This is a genomic window from Novosphingobium sp., assembly GCF_020852455.1.
Taxonomy (GTDB): Bacteria; Pseudomonadota; Alphaproteobacteria; order Sphingomonadales; family Sphingomonadaceae; genus Novosphingobium.
Genome location: NZ_JADZAT010000010.1, coordinates 55,806 through 73,359, shown reverse-complemented (window position 1 = coordinate 73,359; position 17,554 = coordinate 55,806). Strand labels below are relative to the sequence as shown.

General features: G+C 63.3%; 16 protein-coding genes. 8 read left to right on the top strand and 8 right to left on the bottom strand.

The genetic code is table 11. The features are described from left to right. Positions 1-2: 2 nt before the first annotated feature. The 7 genes from IT549_RS04375 (at position 3) to IT549_RS04345 (ending at position 7,288) form a co-directional block, all read left to right on the top strand. Positions 3-503 (top strand): prepilin peptidase, encoded by a 501-nt coding sequence (locus tag IT549_RS04375; RefSeq protein ID WP_292970221.1) that lies wholly within the window; start codon positions 3-5, stop codon positions 501-503. Between the two features lie 70 nt (positions 504-573). Further along, positions 574-1,596: a Flp pilus assembly protein CpaB gene (gene cpaB, locus IT549_RS04370; protein WP_292970220.1), complete on the top strand. Its 1,023-nt coding sequence runs from the start codon at positions 574-576 to the stop codon at positions 1,594-1,596. Between the two features lie 52 nt (positions 1,597-1,648). Next, positions 1,649-3,247: a type II and III secretion system protein family protein gene (locus tag IT549_RS04365; protein WP_365776165.1), complete on the top strand. Its 1,599-nt coding sequence runs from the start codon at positions 1,649-1,651 to the stop codon at positions 3,245-3,247. Between the two features lie 13 nt (positions 3,248-3,260). After that, on the top strand, positions 3,261-3,917 hold the full coding sequence (locus IT549_RS04360) for a CpaD family pilus assembly protein (RefSeq protein WP_292970218.1): 657 nt from the start codon (positions 3,261-3,263) through the stop codon (positions 3,915-3,917). Positions 3,918-3,920: 3 nt separating this feature from the next. After that, positions 3,921-5,213, top strand: a complete 1,293-nt coding sequence (locus IT549_RS04355) for a pilus assembly protein CpaE (RefSeq protein WP_292970217.1) — start codon at positions 3,921-3,923, stop codon at positions 5,211-5,213. Positions 5,214-5,282: 69 nt separating this feature from the next. After that, a complete protein-coding gene (locus IT549_RS04350) occupies positions 5,283-6,254 on the top strand; it encodes a type II secretion system F family protein (protein ID WP_292970216.1) in 972 nt (323 codons plus the stop codon). Between the two features lie 20 nt (positions 6,255-6,274). Next, positions 6,275-7,288, top strand: coding sequence for a type II secretion system F family protein (locus tag IT549_RS04345; protein WP_292970215.1), 1,014 nt, complete (start codon positions 6,275-6,277; stop codon positions 7,286-7,288). 61 nt (positions 7,289-7,349) lie between these two features. Here IT549_RS04345 and IT549_RS04340 read toward each other — a convergent pair whose 3' ends face one another. From IT549_RS04340 to IT549_RS04305, 8 genes are all read right to left on the bottom strand, one after another. Next, a complete protein-coding gene (locus IT549_RS04340) occupies positions 7,350-8,357 on the bottom strand; it encodes a fumarylacetoacetate hydrolase family protein (RefSeq protein ID WP_292970214.1) in 1,008 nt (335 codons plus the stop codon). A 4-nt stretch (positions 8,358-8,361) separates the two neighbouring features. Continuing rightward, a complete protein-coding gene (locus IT549_RS04335; RefSeq protein WP_292970213.1) occupies positions 8,362-8,811 on the bottom strand; it encodes a MarR family winged helix-turn-helix transcriptional regulator in 450 nt (149 codons plus the stop codon). 78 nt (positions 8,812-8,889) lie between these two features. Then, positions 8,890-9,504, bottom strand: coding sequence for a maleylacetoacetate isomerase (gene maiA / locus IT549_RS04330; RefSeq protein WP_292970212.1), 615 nt, complete (start codon positions 9,502-9,504; stop codon positions 8,890-8,892). Next, the gene (gene mtnP / locus IT549_RS04325) at positions 9,497-10,381 is read right to left on the bottom strand and encodes an S-methyl-5'-thioadenosine phosphorylase (protein WP_292970211.1); all 885 of its coding nucleotides are present in this window, start codon (positions 10,379-10,381) and stop codon (positions 9,497-9,499) included. Before mtnP ends, maiA begins: the two co-directional genes overlap by 8 nt. Next, positions 10,378-11,016: a TetR family transcriptional regulator gene (locus tag IT549_RS04320; RefSeq protein WP_292970210.1), complete on the bottom strand. Its 639-nt coding sequence runs from the start codon at positions 11,014-11,016 to the stop codon at positions 10,378-10,380. The genes mtnP and IT549_RS04320 overlap by 4 nt, the downstream gene beginning before the upstream one ends. Next, complete coding sequence (locus tag IT549_RS04315; RefSeq protein WP_292970209.1) at positions 11,013-11,885, bottom strand: crotonase/enoyl-CoA hydratase family protein; 873 nt, start codon at positions 11,883-11,885, stop codon at positions 11,013-11,015. Before IT549_RS04315 ends, IT549_RS04320 begins: the two co-directional genes overlap by 4 nt. Before the next feature lie 30 nt (positions 11,886-11,915). Then, positions 11,916-12,698 carry an SDR family NAD(P)-dependent oxidoreductase gene (locus IT549_RS04310; protein ID WP_292970208.1) on the bottom strand — a complete coding sequence of 261 codons (783 nt, stop codon included), beginning with the start codon at positions 12,696-12,698 and terminating at the stop codon, positions 11,916-11,918. Between the two features lie 54 nt (positions 12,699-12,752). Beyond that, the gene (locus tag IT549_RS04305) at positions 12,753-13,925 is read right to left on the bottom strand and encodes an acetyl-CoA C-acetyltransferase (RefSeq protein WP_292970207.1); all 1,173 of its coding nucleotides are present in this window, start codon (positions 13,923-13,925) and stop codon (positions 12,753-12,755) included. Positions 13,926-14,213: 288 nt separating this feature from the next. On the opposite strand from IT549_RS04305, the gene IT549_RS04300 reads away from it, so the two are divergent. Beyond that, positions 14,214-17,522: a TonB-dependent receptor gene (locus tag IT549_RS04300; RefSeq protein WP_292970206.1), complete on the top strand. Its 3,309-nt coding sequence runs from the start codon at positions 14,214-14,216 to the stop codon at positions 17,520-17,522. The last annotated feature ends 32 nt before the right edge of the window (positions 17,523-17,554 follow it).

Below are 17,554 nucleotides of genomic sequence, written 5' to 3'. Positions count from 1 at the left end.
TAATGCCGGACTTCGAATTTCGTTACCTGCTGCTTGCCGCATTGGCAATCGCGCTGCTGGTTGCTGCCTTCACCGACATTCGCCGCCGCCAGATCGACAACTGGCTGAACGGTGCGATCGCCGCATCGGCTCCGCTTTACTGGTGGGCCAGCGGACTGTCGCTGTGGCCGGGCGTTGCCTGGCAGCTGGGTGTCGCTGTGGTAACGCTGGTGGTACTCGCAGGTCTGTTCGCAATGCGCGCGATGGGCGGTGGTGACGTCAAGTTGCTGACTGCGCTGGCGCTGTGGATCGAACCGCTGTGGTTCATGCGATTGCTGATCGGCATGGCGCTGATCGGCGGCGTACTCACCATCGTTCTGGGCATGTGGCACGTGATCCGCAAGCGCCGCGACAAGCTCGCCGTACCATACGGCGTGGCGATTTCGAGCGCCGGACTGTGGGTCCTTGCTGCCCAGTTTCTGCCAGCTTTCCAAAGCGCTGCAACAGCGCAGGGAGCCGGTTGACCGGATTTTAACCAGTTTGCCCGAATAGACACGGACGTTTTCGGGATTTTTCTAGGGGGCTTGCTTAGCCATGGATAAAAAGAAGCTGATGCTGCTGCTGGGCGCGCTGGTCATTGCGATCGGTACCGCACTGGCCGCTCGTAGCCTGCTCACCGGGGGTTCTGCCCCCAAGGCGGATGCCGCCCAGCAGGTCCCCAAGGGCCCGAAGGTCCTGGTGGCGCAACGCGCTCTGCCGGTGGGCACGATCATCACCGCCGATTCGGTCAGCTTCCAGCTGTGGCCGAAGGAAATGGTGCAGGACGCCTACTTCATCGACGGCGAAGCCGACATGAACAAGCTGCTCGGCACCGTGGTTCGCTACCCGATCACCGCCGGCCAGCCGGTCACCCAGGGCGCGCTGGTTGCCCCTGGCGATCGCGGCTTCCTTGCTGCGGCGCTTGGCCCCGGCATGCGCGCCGTGACGATCCCCGTTTCGGCCAAGACCGGCGTGGGCGGCTTCGTCTTTCCGGGCGACCATGTTGACCTGATGCTGACCCAGACCGTCCAGGGCAACGGCGACGGCCCGCCGCTCAAGGCGACCGAAACCATCCTGCGCAATGTCCGCGTGCTCGCCACCGACCAGTCGACCGACAGCACGGTGGAAGACGGCAAGACGATTGTCCGCTCGTTCCGCACCGTGACGCTCGAAGTGACGCCCAAGATCGCTGAAAAGATCGCGGTGGCCCAGACCATCGGCACGCTCAGCCTGTCGCTGCGCAGCCTGGCTGACAACCAGTCCGAACTCGATCAGGCGATTGCCAGTGGCTCGGTCAAGGTTCCGGCCGGTGCAACCAAGGATCAGGAAGCCAAGTTCCTCGCCAATGCGATGAACCGCCCGATCGATGCCAGTGCCACCTTTGTCACCGGCGGCGACGTGTCGCGCTTCCAGCGCCGCACTGCGCCCAGCCCCGAACGCTCTGCCCAGGTTGCGGCTCCGGCCATGAGCAGCCCGGCTCCGGCTTCTTCACAGCCGCGCGCCGCAGCGCCGAGCGGCCCCGTGGTCCGCGTGACCCGCGGCAAGAACACCACTGCCGAACCGGTTGGAGGACGCTGAGATGCTGACCCGTAACACTTCCGCTTCCACCGCCGCCACGAAAGGCCGCACGATGAAACGCCTTGCCTTTACCATGCTCAGCGCCACCTGCGCGGCTGCCCCGCTGGCTCTGATGCCGGTCGGAAGCGCCGATGCCCAGTCGGTCAGCCGGCCCGCCAATGACCTTGTCCTGTCGATTGGACGCGGCCAGCTGGTTACCGTCGGCGGAGCGATGGCCGATGTCTTCGTCGCCAACGAAAACGTGGCAGACGTTCAGGTGAAGAGCTCGCGCCAGCTTTATGTCTTTGGCAAGGCGGGTGGCGAAACCACCATCTATGCCAGCGACGCTGGCGGCAACATCATCTGGTCGGCCAACGTCCGGGTGGGTTCGAACATCGACAGCGTCGACCAGATGCTGAAGGTGGCGATGCCCGATGCCAAGATCTCGGTCTCGACCATGGGTACCAACACTTTCCTGCTGACCGGCACCGTTGCGGCGCCCGAAGATGCCGCTGAGGCCGAGCGCCTGGTCCAGGCCTTTGTCGGCAAGGAAGCCAATGTCATCACCCGCGTGAAGATGGCCACGCCGCTGCAGGTCAACCTGCACGTCAAGTTCGCCGAAGTCAGCCGCACCCTGGTGCGCGACATCGGGGTCAACATGACGACCGGCGATGCTACCAGCGGATTCCAGTTCGGGATCGGTCAGGGCCGCGGATTTTCGTCAACCTTCCGTCCGGGCACTGTAACCGGCGTTGGCAACAAGCCGTCGATCTGGGTTCCCGATATCAACAACCCCGGAAAGTTCGTGCAGGTTGACGGTACGTCGGTCAGCCCGATCGGGGTTGGCACCACGCTTGCGGGTGCCGGAAAGCTGTTCGGCCTCGACATCCTTGGCGCGCTCGATCTGGGCGAACAGGTTGGCCTGGTTTCGACCCTGTCGGAACCCAATCTGACCGCACTGTCGGGCGAAACGGCAGAATTCCTGGCGGGCGGCGAATATCCGATCCCGATCAGCCAGGGCCTGGGCACCACCTCGATCGAATACAAGCGGTTCGGGGTCAGCCTGGCCTATACGCCGACGGTGCTGGCCAATGGCCGGATCTCGATGCGGGTCCGTCCCGAAGTGTCCGAGCTTTCGAGCCAGGGCGCGATCACCATCAACGGCTTCCAGGTTCCGGCGCTGACCGTGCGTCGCACCGAAACCACGGTCGAGCTCGGCTCGGGCCAGTCGATGATGATTGCCGGCCTGATGAGCAACGCCGCGCAAAGCACCGTCAAGAAGATGCCGGGCGCCGGCGACCTGCCGATCGTGGGTTCGCTGTTCCGTTCGAGCCACTTCCAGAAGGGTGAAACCGAACTGGTGATCGTTGTGACGCCGTACCTGGTCCAGCCGGTCAGCGCCAACGAGATTGCCCTGCCGACTGACGGCTATCGCAGCCCCAACATGCTGCAGCAGGTGTTCGGCAACCAGCAGAGCGCCGGCAAGTCGGGTGAAAAGCGCCCGATGCCCAGCAGCGGTCCCGCACAGCAGGGCCCCAATGGCCCGCAGGTGGGTGAACTGATGTCTCCGCAAGCAATCGTGCCGCAATCGGCCAGCGCCAAGGAAGACAAGAAGAACAAGAAGAAGAGCAAGGACGGCGATGCCGCCGCGCCCGGCTTCAGCCTGAACTGAGGAAGGACCAACCATGCGTATTCTCAAGTCTCGCAAAGCGCTGGCTTCGGCCCTTACCCTTTCGCTGGCACTCGCGCTTGGCGGCTGCGGCGGCGGTGGCTTCCCCAGCAATCGCAGCCTCGACAGCGTGCACCAGCCGGTAGTTTCGACCACCAGCTACACGCTCGACATTTCGGCTGGCCCGGGTGGCGTCTCGATCCCCGAACAGCGCCGTCTGGCTGGCTGGTTCGATGCCATGGCGCTGCGTTACGGCGACCGGATCTATATTGACGATCCGATGAAAAGTGCCGGTGCCCGCGCCGCGGTTGAAGGCGTTGCCGGCAAGTACGGCATGCTGGTCAACGACGATGCGCCGGTGACGCCGGGTGATGTATCGCCGGGTACTGTCCGCGTGGTCGTGACCCGTTCGAGCGCCACCGTTCCGGGTTGCCCCGACTGGTCGCAGAATTCGGACGCCAACCTGACCAATGGCACCAACGCCAGCTATGGCTGCGCGGTCAATTCGAACATGGCTGCAATGGTCGCTGATCCGCAGCACCTGCTCAAGGGTGCCAGCGGCAGCGGCGTGACCACGGTCATGAGCTCGACCAAGGCCATCGACACCTATCGCGAAGCTCCGCCGTCAGGCCAGAAGGGCCTCAAAGAACAATCGTCGCAGAGTGGGAAGTAAGCCATGAATGCTCCTTGGAAACCTGGCGTGCAGGGCAACCGCGATCCGTTTGCCGCCTTCATCTGCGACGATGCCGCACTCGATGTGCTGCGCCCGGTCGTGATCGAAATGGGCTGGCAGCCCGAGAAGTGCAACAAGGGTGGCCTGCGCAACGCCGTGCAGTCACTCTCGATCTCGGCCAGCCCCAACATCCTGATGGTCGACCTGTCGGAAAGCGGCGATCCGCTGAACGATATCAACGCCCTGGCCGAGGTTTGCGAACCCGGCACGGTGGTGGTGGCGATCGGCCAGGTCAACGACGTGCGCCTGTACCGCGACCTTCTGGCCAGCGGGATCCACGACTACCTGCTCAAGCCGCTTTCGCCCAGCCAGGTGCGCGATGCCCTGGTCAACGCCCAGGCGGTCTTTGCGAATCCCAAGTCGCACGATCCGGCAGTGGCCAAAAAGCATATCTCGACTGCGGTCATCGGTACGCGCGGCGGGGTTGGTGCTTCGACCATCGCCACTTCGCTGGCCTGGCTGTTCAGCTCGGACGAAAAGAGCCCGACTGCTCTGCTCGACCTTGATGTGCACTTCGGCACCGGCGCGCTCGCGCTCGACCTCGAGCCGGGCCGCGGCCTGACCGACGCGATCGAGAATCCGGGCCGTATCGACGGACTGTTCATTGAACGTGCGATGATCCGCGCCAACGATCACCTGGCGATCCTTTCGGCCGAAGCGCCAATGAATTCGCCGCTGATGACCGATGGCGCCGCCTTCATCCAGCTTGAGGAAGAATTCCGCCAGGCGTTCGAGATGACGGTGATCGATCTGCCGCGCAACATGCTGATCAACTTCCCCAACCTGCTGGCCGACGTGAACGTGGTGCTGGTGGTGGTGGAAATGACGCTCGCTTCGGCGCGCGACGCGATCCGCATCCTGTCGTGGCTCAAGAGCAACGCCGCCCATGTCCAGCCGCTGGTCATCGCGAACAAGGTTCAGCCGGGTGTCGCGGAAATCAGCAAGGCCGACTTCGAAGCCTCGATCGAACGCAAGATCAATTTCACGATCCCGTACGACGTCAAGGCCGCGACCAATGCTGCCAAGCTGGGCCAGACCTTTGCCGACGCCAACCGCTCGGCCAAGGCCGGGGTCGCGATCCGCGACATCGCCAAGTCGATCATGAACGTCGGTGACGGCGAAGTGATCGACGCGGCGATCAAGCCAAAGAGCTCGTTGCTGGGCAAGTTCGACCTCAAGTCGATGCTGTCGGGCAGCAAGAAGGCCAAGGAAGTGCCCGCTCCGGCCCAGGCCTGAGCGCGTGAGTGAAACCGGGACCCGCCGCAATGCGGCGGGCCACCCCGCAACGGAAGGCGAGTAGCGCGGATGAGCATTGTCCAGCTCCTGCTGATTGCCATGGGCCTGATGAGCTTCATGGTCCTGGGCTATCTGGCCTTCGCGGGCCCGTCGGCGGCCAAGGAAGGCACGCGCCGGCTCCAGGCCGTGCGCTATCGCCATTCCGACAGCACGGTCGACCGGGTCGAAGCGCAGCTCAAGAAGGCGGTCGCCGCCCGCAAGCCCAAGATGCACCAGATCGCCGGTTCGGAATCCCGGATCGCGGCGCTGGCGCTCAGGCTGCACCGTTCCGGCAAAAGCTGGACACTGGCGCAATATGCCTATGCCTCGGCCGGTCTGGCGCTGGCGGTTACCATCATCATGTTCCTCAAGACGGGGGCCGCGCTGCTCTCGCTTGGCGTTGGCCTGATTGCCGGTGCCGGGCTGCCTCACGCGGTGGTCGGCTTCTTCATCAAGAAGCGCAACAACGCCTTCACCACCAAGTTTCCCGATGCGATCGAACTGCTGGTTCGCGGCCTGCGCTCAGGTCTGCCGGTAACCGAAACGCTGGGCGTGGTGGCAACCGAAGTTCCTGGCCCGGTGGGTGAGGAATTCAAGCTGGTGACCGAACGCATCAAGATCGGCAAGACCATGGAGGACGCCCTCCAGGAAACCGCCGACCGGCTCAACACGCCTGAATTCAGCTTCTTCTGCATCACTCTGGCGATCCAGCGCGAAACCGGGGGTAACCTCGCCGAAACGCTGTCGAACCTTGCCGACGTGCTGCGCAAACGCGCGCAGATGAAGCTCAAGATCCGCGCGATGAGCTCTGAATCCAAGGCTTCGGCCTACATCGTCGGCTCGCTGCCGTTCATCGTCTTCGGGATGATCTACTGGATCAACCCCAAGTATCTGGGTGGCTTCTTCACCGACGACCGTCTGATCGTCACCGGGCTTGGCGGCCTGGTATGGATGTCGATCGGCGCCTTCATCATGGCCAAAATGGTCAGCTTCGAGATCTGAGTCAGGGGAACCGGACAATCATGCCTACCAATCCGCCCGGACCTACGCTCCTCGGCATCGACGTCATCTGGGTCGGTACGATCCTGGCGTTCTGCGCCGCACTGGCTGTGATCTTCGCGATCTACACTGCGGTCACCATCCGTGACCCGATGCAGAAGCGCGTCAAGGCGCTCAACGACCGCCGCGACCAGCTCAAGACCGGGCTGATCACCGGCGGCTCGAAAAAGCGCGCCAGCCTGGTGCGCAAGACCGAAGCCACCGACAAGATGAAGGACACGCTGTCCTCGCTGAAGGTGCTGCAGCAAAGCCAGCTTGAGATCATCCAGCAGAAACTGGCCCAGGCCGGGATCCGCCGCAAAGAGCTGGGGATCGTGGTGATCTTCGCCCGCATGGTGCTGCCCGTTGTGCTGGGCGGGTTTGCAGCCTTCATGATCTATGGCGTCAACTATTTCCCGACCTGGGGCGGCATGAAAAAGCTGATGGCCTTCGCCGCAGCCGTTGGTGCTGGCTACAAGGGTCCGGAAGTCTACATCCAGAACCTGATTTCCAAGCGCACCGACGCGATCCGCAAGGGCCTGCCCGATGCGCTCGACTTGCTGGTGATCTGCGCCGAAGCCGGTTTGACGGTCGATGCCAGCTTCAACCGCGTGGCGCGCGAACTGGGCCGGGCCTATCCCGAACTGGGCGATGAATTCGCCCTGACCGCGATCGAGCTCGCCTTCCTGGGCGAACGCCGCATGGCCTTTGAAAATCTGGCCTACCGCGTCGATCTCGAAGCGGTGAAGGGCGTGACCACCACCATGGTCCAGACCGAACGCTATGGTACGCCGCTGGCTTCCGCACTGCGCGTGCTGTCGGCCGAATTCCGCAACGAACGCATGATGCGCGCCGAAGAAAAGGCCGCGCGCCTGCCCGCGATCATGACCGTGCCGCTGATCCTGTTCATTCTGCCGGTGCTGTTCATCGTGATCCTTGGTCCGGCAGCCTGTTCGATCGCCGATGCCTTTGGCGGCGGTGGTCCGGGCAAGAAGTAAGGCTCAATTGCCTGGGGGCAACCAAAGGCCGGTTCGGGATCCCCGAGCCGGCCTTTGCGTATCAGGCCTGGGTGACGGTGCCTTCGATCGCGCCGAAGATGGTGTGGCCGTGATCGTCGCGCATCTCGATCCGCACCACATCACCAAAGCGCAGGAACGGGGTTGTGGCCGCGCCGCCGGCAATCGTCTCGATCATGCGCTGTTCGGCAATGCAGGAATAACCCCGCCCGCCCTGACCGCACGGACGCCCCGGTGAGCCATCGGGATCGCGGTTGGAAACCGTACCCGATCCGATGATCGAGCCCGCACCGATCCGGCGGGTCTTGGCCAGATGCGCGATCAGGGTGCCGAAATCGAACGTGCATTCCTCGCCGGCATTGGCGCGGCCAAAGGCTTCACCGTTGAGGTCAACGCTTAGAACGCGGTTCAGCCGACCGCCCTGCCAGGCCTCGCCCAGTTCTTCAGGAGTGACAAAGACCGGCGAGAAATGGCTGGCCGGTTTTGACTGGACGAAACCGAAGCCTTTGGCCAGTTCGGCCGGGATCAGGTTGCGCAGCGAGACATCGTTGACCAGTCCGACCAGCCGGATATGATCCAGTGCATCCCCGGCCGAAACCCCTTGCGGAACATCGCCGGTCACCACGCAGATTTCGGCCTCCATGTCGCAGCCCCAGGCTTCATCGGCCAGCGTGATCGGCTCACGCGGCCCGCGCAGGTCATCGCTGCCGCCCTGGTACATCAGCGGATCGTGCCAGAAGCTGTCCGGCAGTTCGGCGCCGCGCGCCTTGCGCACCAGTTCGACGTGGTTGACGTAGGCCGAACCATCGGCCCACTGGTAGGCGCGTGGCAGCGGCGCGGCGACTTCGCGTTCGTGAAAGCGTTCACGCGGGATCGCACCGTGTTCCAGTTCGGTCGCCAGCGCCTCAAGCACCGGCGCGTGCCGGTCCCAGTCATCCAGCGCGGCCTGCAGGGTGGGCACCAGGTGATCGGCCGGGGCATACCAGGCGAGATCTCTGGAAACGAGAACCAGCCGCCCGTCGCGGCCGTGGGGCAAAGATGCCAGTTTCATATGGTCATGGTTCCTTCTCGCCAGCCTGCTCGCGGATACGCTGCAGCAGGTCCTTGAAAGTCTTGCGTTCGGGCGCGCTCAGCCCGGAAAACAGATGCTCTTCCATCTTAAGTGCGATCGGCATGATCGCGCCGTGGACCTCGCGGCCCGTCGCGGTCAGTTCAAGATGATGCGATCGCCCGTCACGCATGTTGGGGCTGCGCGCGATCAGACCGCGTTCTTCCAACACCTTGCAGGCGCGGTTGACCGCCACCTTGTCCATCCGGGTGGCCCCGACCAGTTCACGCTGGGTGTGCGCACCGCTGTCACCCAGCACTGCCATCACCCGCCATTCTGGAATCTTGAGCCCGAAACGCGATGAATACTCCGCCGCGATCCGGTCACTCACCGCGTTGGAAGTGATCGAGAGCAGATAGGGCAGAAAATCGACAAGGCGGGCAGACTTGGCGCTCATGAACTGGTTCCTGTTGCAACCAGTTCGCTAAGTGGCCGCGTGGCAAAGCGCAATGGCAAAGGTCAATTTTCGCAGGTTCTAAGGTGCGGCGGCCGCAAAGGCGGGATGTTCGCGCAGGGCGGCATCGATCCGCACCAGCTTCGGGTAGGGATCAAGCGGCAGCTCAAACCGGCGGGCATTGGCCATCTGCGGGACCAGGCAGATATCGACCAGATTTGGCGCTGCCCCGCCAAACAGGCCTTGTTCCGGAGCCTGAGCTTCCAGCGCGGCAAAGCCGTTGCCGATCCAGTGCCGGTTCCATTCGTAGGTCGCGGCGTCATCAGCGCCAAACTGGCTTTTCAGCCGGTTCATCACCCGCAGGTTCTGGATCGGATGGGTATCCGCAGCAATCACCAACGCCAGGGCGAGCGCGGCGGCACGCGCGGCGGGATCGGCTGGCAGCAACGCCGGTTCGGGGCGGGTCCGGTCAAGGTAGTCGATGATCGCCAGGCTCTGGGTCAGCAGGTGGCCATCGATCGCCAGCGCCGGCACCAGCCCTTGCGGATTGAGCGCGGTGAATTCCGCGCTGCCCTGCTGGCCCACCCGCAGATCGATCGGCACAGTGCGAAAAGCCAGGCCCTTCAGGTTCAGCGCAATCCGCACCCGATAGGCCGCCGAACTGCGCGGCCAGTCATAGAGCACCGCTTCAGCCACCCAGCACCCGCCCTGCCACGGCCTGCAATTTCGCTACCAGCGCGGGATCACGCGCGGTGGGTGCAGTCATGATCGCATGTTCAAGCGCATGGTCGATCGGGCTGGCGCTGCGCGCCTTGGGCAAGGCGCGGGCGAAAGCGCGCACCACCTTGGCGGCCAGATCGACATTGCGCTTCATCACCGCCATAATCTCGCCAACGTCGGCTTCGTCGCCTTCGCGCCAACTGTCATAGTCGGTCACCATGCCCAGCAGGGCATAGGGCAGTTCAGCTTCGCGGGCGAGGCGCGCTTCGGGCATGGCGGTCATCCCGATCACATCCGCACCCCATTTGCGGTAGAGCTTGCTTTCGGCCCGGGTCGAGAACTGTGGTCCCTCGATCGCGACATAGCAGCCGCCATCGTGGATCTTGGCCTCATCCTCGGCCACCGCCGATACCAGTCCGGCACGCAGACGCGGACAAATCGGATCGGCCAGACTGACATGGGCAACCAGGCCGGGTCCGAAGAAACTGTTCTCGCGCCCGGTCGTGCGATCGATAAACTGGTCAACCGCAACGAAATGCCCGGGTGCCATGCCCGGATTGAGCGAGCCGATCGCCGAAAGCGCGATCACATCACTGACCCCGCACCGCTTGAGCACATCGATATTGGCACGGTAGTTGACTGCCGAGGGCGGCACGGCATGGCCGCTACCGTGGCGCGGCAGGAAGGTGAAGCGGACCCCTTCAAGCGTTCCGGTGGTTACCGCCGCCGATGGCAGGCCGAACGGGCTGGCAACCTCGATCTCCTGGGCACTGTCCAACCCGATCCCGGACGCCAGGCCGGAACCGCCGATAACCCCGATGTGCCAGGTGCCGCTGTCAGATATTTCGCTCATTGGTGAGCGAGGATACCGGCCATGATGAAGTCGATGCAATGCTCACGATAGCGATCGCGCAATTCTTCGGTCAGGGTATCGGTATCGTAGCAGTGCTTGAGCACCAGACGGGAGGCAAAGAACCGGTCGGCAGCGCCGGTGGTGGTGAAATAGAACATCTGCGGATCGACATTGCGGAACACACCGCGCTTCACCCCATCGGCGATCAGCTTGTCATAGGCGCGGCTGAGCGGGGTCAGATAGGAATCGGCGATCCGGTGGGCTTCATCGGGATCGCTTTCACGCACCAGCCGCATCAGCAGGCGGTTGAGATAGGGGGTCTTGTAATAGGTATCGACCACCGCCCCGATGTGCCGCCGCAGCCGCACTTCGGGCGGCATGTCCTTGGCCATCAGGGCATCGACCGCGTGGATGATCCCTTCCATGTCGCGATCGAGCAGGGCCTTCATCAGCCCGGCCTTGTTGCCGAAGTAGTACTTCACCAGTGCCGAATTGAGCCCCGAACGCAGCGACAGTTCTGACAGCGAAATGTCGACGATATCGCCTTCGCGCATGATGTCGGACGCGGTCTGCAGCAATTGCTCGCGCGCGCCCGGCGGCGCTTCGCTCGCCACTTCTCGCGTCACAGTGCTCATTTGTAAGGCGGCTCCCCTCCCCACCACGGGTAGAAATCGGGCATATCGCTTGAAACCCGTAGGGGAAAGTCAGGCGCGCGCTTCTCAAGGAAGCTTTGCACACCTTCTTTTGCATCGGCGCCCTTCGACAGGCGGTAGATTGCCCGGCTATCAACCTTGTGCGCTTCCATCGGGTGATCGCCCGATGGAATCCGCCACAGCATCGCGCGGGTCATCGCCACCGATATGGCCGAGGTATTTTCGGCAATCTCGCGCGCCAGGCCGCGCGCGGCGTCGATCAGTTCGCCCTGGGGGTGGACCGATCGCACCAGTCCGGCCTTGAGCGCCTCTTCAGCGCCAAAGATCCGACCGGTCATGCACCATTCCAGCGCCTGGTTGATCCCGACGATCTTGGGCAGGAACCAGCTGGAGCAGGCTTCGGGCACGATCCCGCGCCGCGCGAAGACAAAGCCATAGCGCGCATTGTCGCTGGCCAGACGGATATCCATCGGCAGCTGCATAGTCACGCCCACGCCCACCGCCGCGCCGTTGCAGGCCGAGATCAGCGGCTTCTTCGACTGGTAAAGCCGCAAGGTCAGCAAGCCACCGCCATCGCGCACACGCGGATCGGACAGATCCTCAACCGGTTCCGAATTGGAGAAGACTGCCCGGCCATCGTCGGGTGTCAGATCGGCCCCCGCGCAAAAAGCCCGCTCGCCCGCCCCGGTAAAGATCACCGCGCGGACCGAATCGTCAGCATCGGTTCGGTCCATGGCATCGATGATCTCGTTCATCATCGTGCCGGTAAAGGCATTCATCTTGTCCGGCCGGTTGAGCGTCAGCGTGGCGATGCCCTCCGCAATGTGAAGGTCAATCTGCGAATATCCCATGCTTATCTCTCCCGGCCGGCAATTGTTGGATCAACGAGGTGCCATACGGATGGCACCATCCAGGCGAACGTCCTCGCCATTGAAATAGCCGTTCTCGATCATGGTCATGGCAAGATTGGCATATTCGGCGGGATCGCCCAGTCGCTTGGGGAACGGCACCGATGCGCCCAGCGCATCCTTCACCGGCTGCGGCGCGGCGGCCAGCAGCGGGGTGTTGAAGATGCCCGGCAGGATCGTGTTGACGCGGATGTTCTCGCTCGACAGATCGCGCGCGATCGGCAGGGTCATGCCGACCACACCGGCCTTCGATGCCGAATAGGCGACCTGGCCGATCTGGCCGTCTTCGGCCGCAACCGAAGCGGTGTTGACGATCGCGCCGCGATCACCGTCTTCCTGCGGATCAAGCGTCATCATGCCGGCCGCCGACATGGCGATGCAGCGGAAGGTGCCGACCAGGTTGATCTGGATCAGCCAGTCGAAGGCGCTGGGCGGGTAGAACTTGATCGAACCGTCTTCCTTCGAACGGCTGGCGGTCTTCATCGCCGCGCCGGTGCCGGCGCAGTTGACCAGCACGCGTTCCTGCCCGTGCGCTTCGCGAGCCTTGGCAAACCCGGCGGCGACGCTTTCATCGCTGGTCACGTTCACTTCGCAGAAGATCCCGCCGATTTCGGCGGCGAGCGCTTCGCCCTTTTCGGCCTGGAGGTCGAAGATGGCGACCTTCACGCCCTTGGCGGCGAGCGCGCGGGCGGTAGCGGCACCAAGGCCCGAAGCCCCGCCGGTAACCACTGCGGCAACGGTGTTGTCGAGTTTCATTTCAGATATCTCCGTTTGGAATCAGCACATTTCTACTACCGGGTTGAGCTCGGCTCAGACAATCTCAACAATAGTGACGTTGGCGACACCGCCGCCTTCGCACATGGTCTGCAGGCCATACTTGCCGCCCCGCGCCTTGAGCGCATGCAGCAGCGTGGACATCAGCTTGGTCCCCGATGCCCCAAGCGGGTGGCCCAGCGCAATGGCCCCGCCATTGACGTTGAGCTTTTCCGGATCGGCCCCGGTGTGCTTGAGCCAGGCCAGCGGCACCGAGGCAAAGGCCTCGTTCACTTCGTAAAGGTCGATATCACCGATCTTCATTCCTGCGCGGGCCAGCGCCTTGTCGGTGGCGAACAGCGGCTCTTCCAGCATGATCACCGGATCGCCGGCAGTCACGGTCAGGGTATGAATCCGGGCCAGCGGGGTGAGGTTGTAGCGCTTGAGCGCTTCTTCGGAGACCACGAGCGCAGCCGACGAACCGTCGCAGATCTGGCTCGAGGTGGCTGCGGTCAGCGTCCCGCCTTCCTGCAGCAGCTTGACCCCGGCGATGCTTTCCATCGTGGCATCAAAGCGGATGCCTTCGTCCTGGGTGTGCACCCCGGCACCTTCGGGGGTTTCGATCTCGATCGGGACAATTTCGTTCGCAAAGGCCCCGGAATTGGTTGCGGCGATCGCCTTCTGGTGGCTCGACAGCGCGAACCGGTCGAGATCGTCCTTGGTGAAGCCGTGCTTCTTGACGATCATTTCCGCGCCCATGAACTGCGACCACATCACACCGGGATACTTGGCTTCCAGACCCGGCGACTTGTAGTGGCCCAGCCCTTCCTTCATGTGGAACATCGCGCTGGTGCCCATTGGCACGCGGGTCATGCTTTCGATCCCGGCCGCGATCACGACATCCTGCACACCGCTCATCACCGCCTGGGCAGCGAACTGGACCGCTTGCTGCGACGAACCGCACTGCCGGTCGATCGAGACTGCCGGGGTCGATTCCGGCAGCAACTTGCTGGCCAGCACCGCGTTACGCCCGACTTGTCCGGCCTGCTGGCCGGCCTGCGTAACGCAGCCCATGATCACGTCATCAACCGCATTGGGATCGATCCCGCTGCGCGCAACGATTGCATCGAGGCTGGCCGCAGCCAGATCCACCGGGTGCACGCCCGCCAGGCGCCCACCACGCCGCCCGCCGGCGGTCCGTACTGCATCGACAATATAGGCTGTAGCCATTTTCCGCGAGTCCTCTGCTGGATGTTTAACCGATCGATTAAAGCGCCGCCCGGCTCAGGTCAAGCTGTGGGGTCAAGCTGTGGCAAATAGACAACAAGCTTGCAGGAAATGTCGCAGGACCGGGCTGGACGATTGCCAGCAGGTTCCAGTTATTTCAGGGAGGCACGATCCGGCTCTGCGTGCAGAGCCTGACGGCGTTTGATGCTGGCAGAGGTTCTGTCTGTTCAGGCGCCGCCTTTCCAAAACTCTCCCGCTGATCGGCGGGATTGGGACCAAGGGGCTTGAAACATGAAGTTTTTCCGCAAATCCGCACTTTCGGGCGCAACTTGCCTGCAGAGCGCCGTCTTTGTCGCCGCGCTGGTCGGCATGCCGGGCGCCGCCCTGGCGCAGGACGCCGCTCCGGCCGATTCGGCTGAGTGTGTTGACGAGAACGCCGACGGCACGTGCGACACCCAGGAGAAGAAGACCGATCTGGTCGTCACCGGTTCGCGTATCGCCCGTCCGAACCTGACTTCGGCCGTGCCGATCACCTCGATCGGCGGCCAGGAGTTCACCAGCGAAGGCCAGACCAACATTGGCGATACGCTGAACGAACTGCCGCAGCTGCGCAGCACCTTCTCGCAGCAGAACCCGGGTCTGGGCATCGGTATCGCCGGTCTCAACCTGCTTGACCTTCGCGGCCTGGGCACTTCGCGTACCCTGGTGCTGGTCAATGGCCGCCGTCACGTGCCGGCCGACATCCTTAACAACGCCGTCTCGCCCGACATCAACTCGGTCCCGAACGACCTGATCGACCGCGTCGATATCGTCACCGGCGGTAACTCGGCGGTTTACGGTTCGGACGCGATCGCCGGGGTGGTCAACTTCGTGCTGCGCCGCAACTACAGCGGGCTGCAGATGCGCGCCAGCGCTGGCGTGATGGAAGGCGGCTGGGGCGCCGGCTATTATGCTTCGGCGATGTACGGCAAGAACTTCGCCGACGGCCGCGGCAACATCACCCTGCACGGCGAATATTCGCACCAGGATCGCGTCTTCGCTTCGCAGATTGACTGGCTGAAGAGCAACGACGCTTTTGTCACCGTTGACCTCGACACCGGTGGCCTGACCCAGGGCAGCGACGGCTGGGCCGACACTGCCTTCATGCGCGACATTCGCAGCAGCACGATCCACCGCTATGGTCTGATCCCGATCAACCAGCGCAACTCGGTTGCGACTTGCGGTCGCGCTCTGGTCGCAACCAACGGCGCTCCGACCAGCGTTGGCGGCAATGCGATGAGCTGCACCTACATCTTCACGGATACCGGCAACATGGTCGAGCAGACCGGCACCCGCATGGGCACCGGCATCAACTCGGTAATCCTTGGCGGCAATGGTCAGACCGGCCGTGAAACCGAACTGCTCTCGGTTATCCCGCGCTATGATCGCGTCAACTTCAACATGCTGGCGCACTATCAGTTCAGCGATGCGGCCGAAGTGTTCCTCGAAGCCAAGTGGAACCGCGTCATTGCTCAGGGTTCGGCCGCTGCGCCTTCGTTCACCCAGGGCACCGGGACCCAGTTCGACTTCCGTGAACGCCTGCGGATCGACAACCCGTTCATGTCGGCGACTGACCGCGCCACGCTGTCCAACGCAATCATCGCTTCGGGCTGTAACCCCAGCCTGACCGCAGTGTGTGGTGCGGGCAACCTGACCGCGGGCCAGGTCGCCCAGATCGGTGCCGGCACCTATCGCTATGTGTTCGCCAAGCAGTTCCTCGACGTGGGTATCCGCGACGAACACTTCGAACGCGACACCTATCGCATCGTCGGCGGCCTGCGCGGCACGTTCAACGACGACTGGAACTATGAAATTTCGTTGAACTACGGCAAGTTCAAGGAAACCACGATCCAGAGCGGCTATGTTGATCGCCAGCGCTTCATGCTGTCGATCGATTCGGGCATCAACCCGCTGACCAACCAGATCGAATGCCGCGCCAAGTTCGATCCGGCTTCGGCGCTGATCCTGCAGCGCGGTGACCTTTCGGCCACCCAGATTGCGGCGCTCAATGCCCGTCTGGCTGCCGATATCTCGGCTTGCGTACCCTACAATCCGTTCGGTGCCGGTGTCGGCAATGCCGCCGCCGCTGCCTATTTCGGCGTCAACGCCTCACACACCGCCAGCCTTGATCAGCTGGTCGTCTCGGCCTCGCTGGGCGGCGACACCAGCGGCCTGATCGAGCTGCCGGGCGGCCCGATCAAGTTCGCGATTGGCGGCGAATATCGCCGTGAAAAGGCGTTCTATGAACAGGATCCGCGCACGGTCGGTGGTTACACCAACGCCGTCGTGATCCCGACCTTTGCTCCGGATCCGTTCGAAGTGAAGGAAGCCTATGGCGAAGTCCTGATCCCGCTGCTGGCCGACATGCCCTTCTTCCACGAACTGACCCTCAGCGGTGCGGCTCGTGTGGCGAAGTATCAGGGCGGCACCGGCACGGTCTGGGCTTACAACGGCGGCGCCCAGTGGGCTCCGGTCGATGGCCTGATGTTCCGCGGCAACTACGCCCGCGCGGTGCGTGCTCCGAACGTCTCGGAAACCGCATTCCCGCTGGTTCCGAACTTTGCTCCGGGCTTCTCGGATCCGTGCCGCGCCACGGCGATCAACAGCGGTTCGTCGACCCGCGCCGCGAACTGCGCCGCGGATCTTGGTGGGCTGCTGGCGGGCCTGCCCGACATCGCCTATTCGCTGCCGATCGTCAGCGGTTCGAACCCCAACCTGCAAGCTGAAAAGTCCAGCTCGTGGACCTTCGGCCTGGTGTTCGAACCCAAGTTCGTTCCGGGCCTGTCGCTGACCGTCGACTACTACGACATCAAGGTGAACAACATCATCGCCTCGGTTGGCGCGCAGGGCATCGTCAATGCCTGCTACGATCAGCCGACCCTGGCAAACGTGTTCTGCGCCCAGTTCTCGCGCTGGCGTGGGCCTGGCGTGGGTACGCTTGGCGAACAGCCCGGTCAGCTGCTGGGCAACTCGCTGATCAACGCTCCGCTCAACTACGCGGCTCGCGTGCGTCGGGGCGTCGATACCCAGATCACCTATCGCAAGACCTTCTCCGAAAAGGTGAAGCTGTCGACCAACCTGATCTGGACCCACAACCTGAAGATCAGCAACTACCAGAACGCAACCTTCCCGACGCTGGAAAACCCGATTCTGGGCGAACTGGGCGATCCGAAGGACGAATGGCGTTGGGATACCGACCTGCAACTGGGCCGGTTCACCCTGGGCTATCGCGTGCGGTACATCGGGCCGATGGTCATCAACGCCTGGGAAGACTTCAACGTCGCCCCCGGGGCCTGTAACCCGCCGGGAAGCACGGCTTGCCCGCCGTTCAACTCGGATCTTTCGGACACCCACGAGTTCCCGAAGGTGTTCTACCACGACATCCGGTTCGAATTTAACGTACCGGAAGGTGGTATCGGCAAGAACCTGCTGTTCTTCTTCGGCATCAACAACGTGTTCGACAAGCACCCGCCGCTCGGCTCGACCGCCACGGGTGTCGGCAGCGCGATCTATGATTATCGCGGCCGCAACTTCTACTCGGGTGTCCGCGCGCGGTTCTGATCGCACGCAGTTTCCTGAACAAGGGGGGCCGG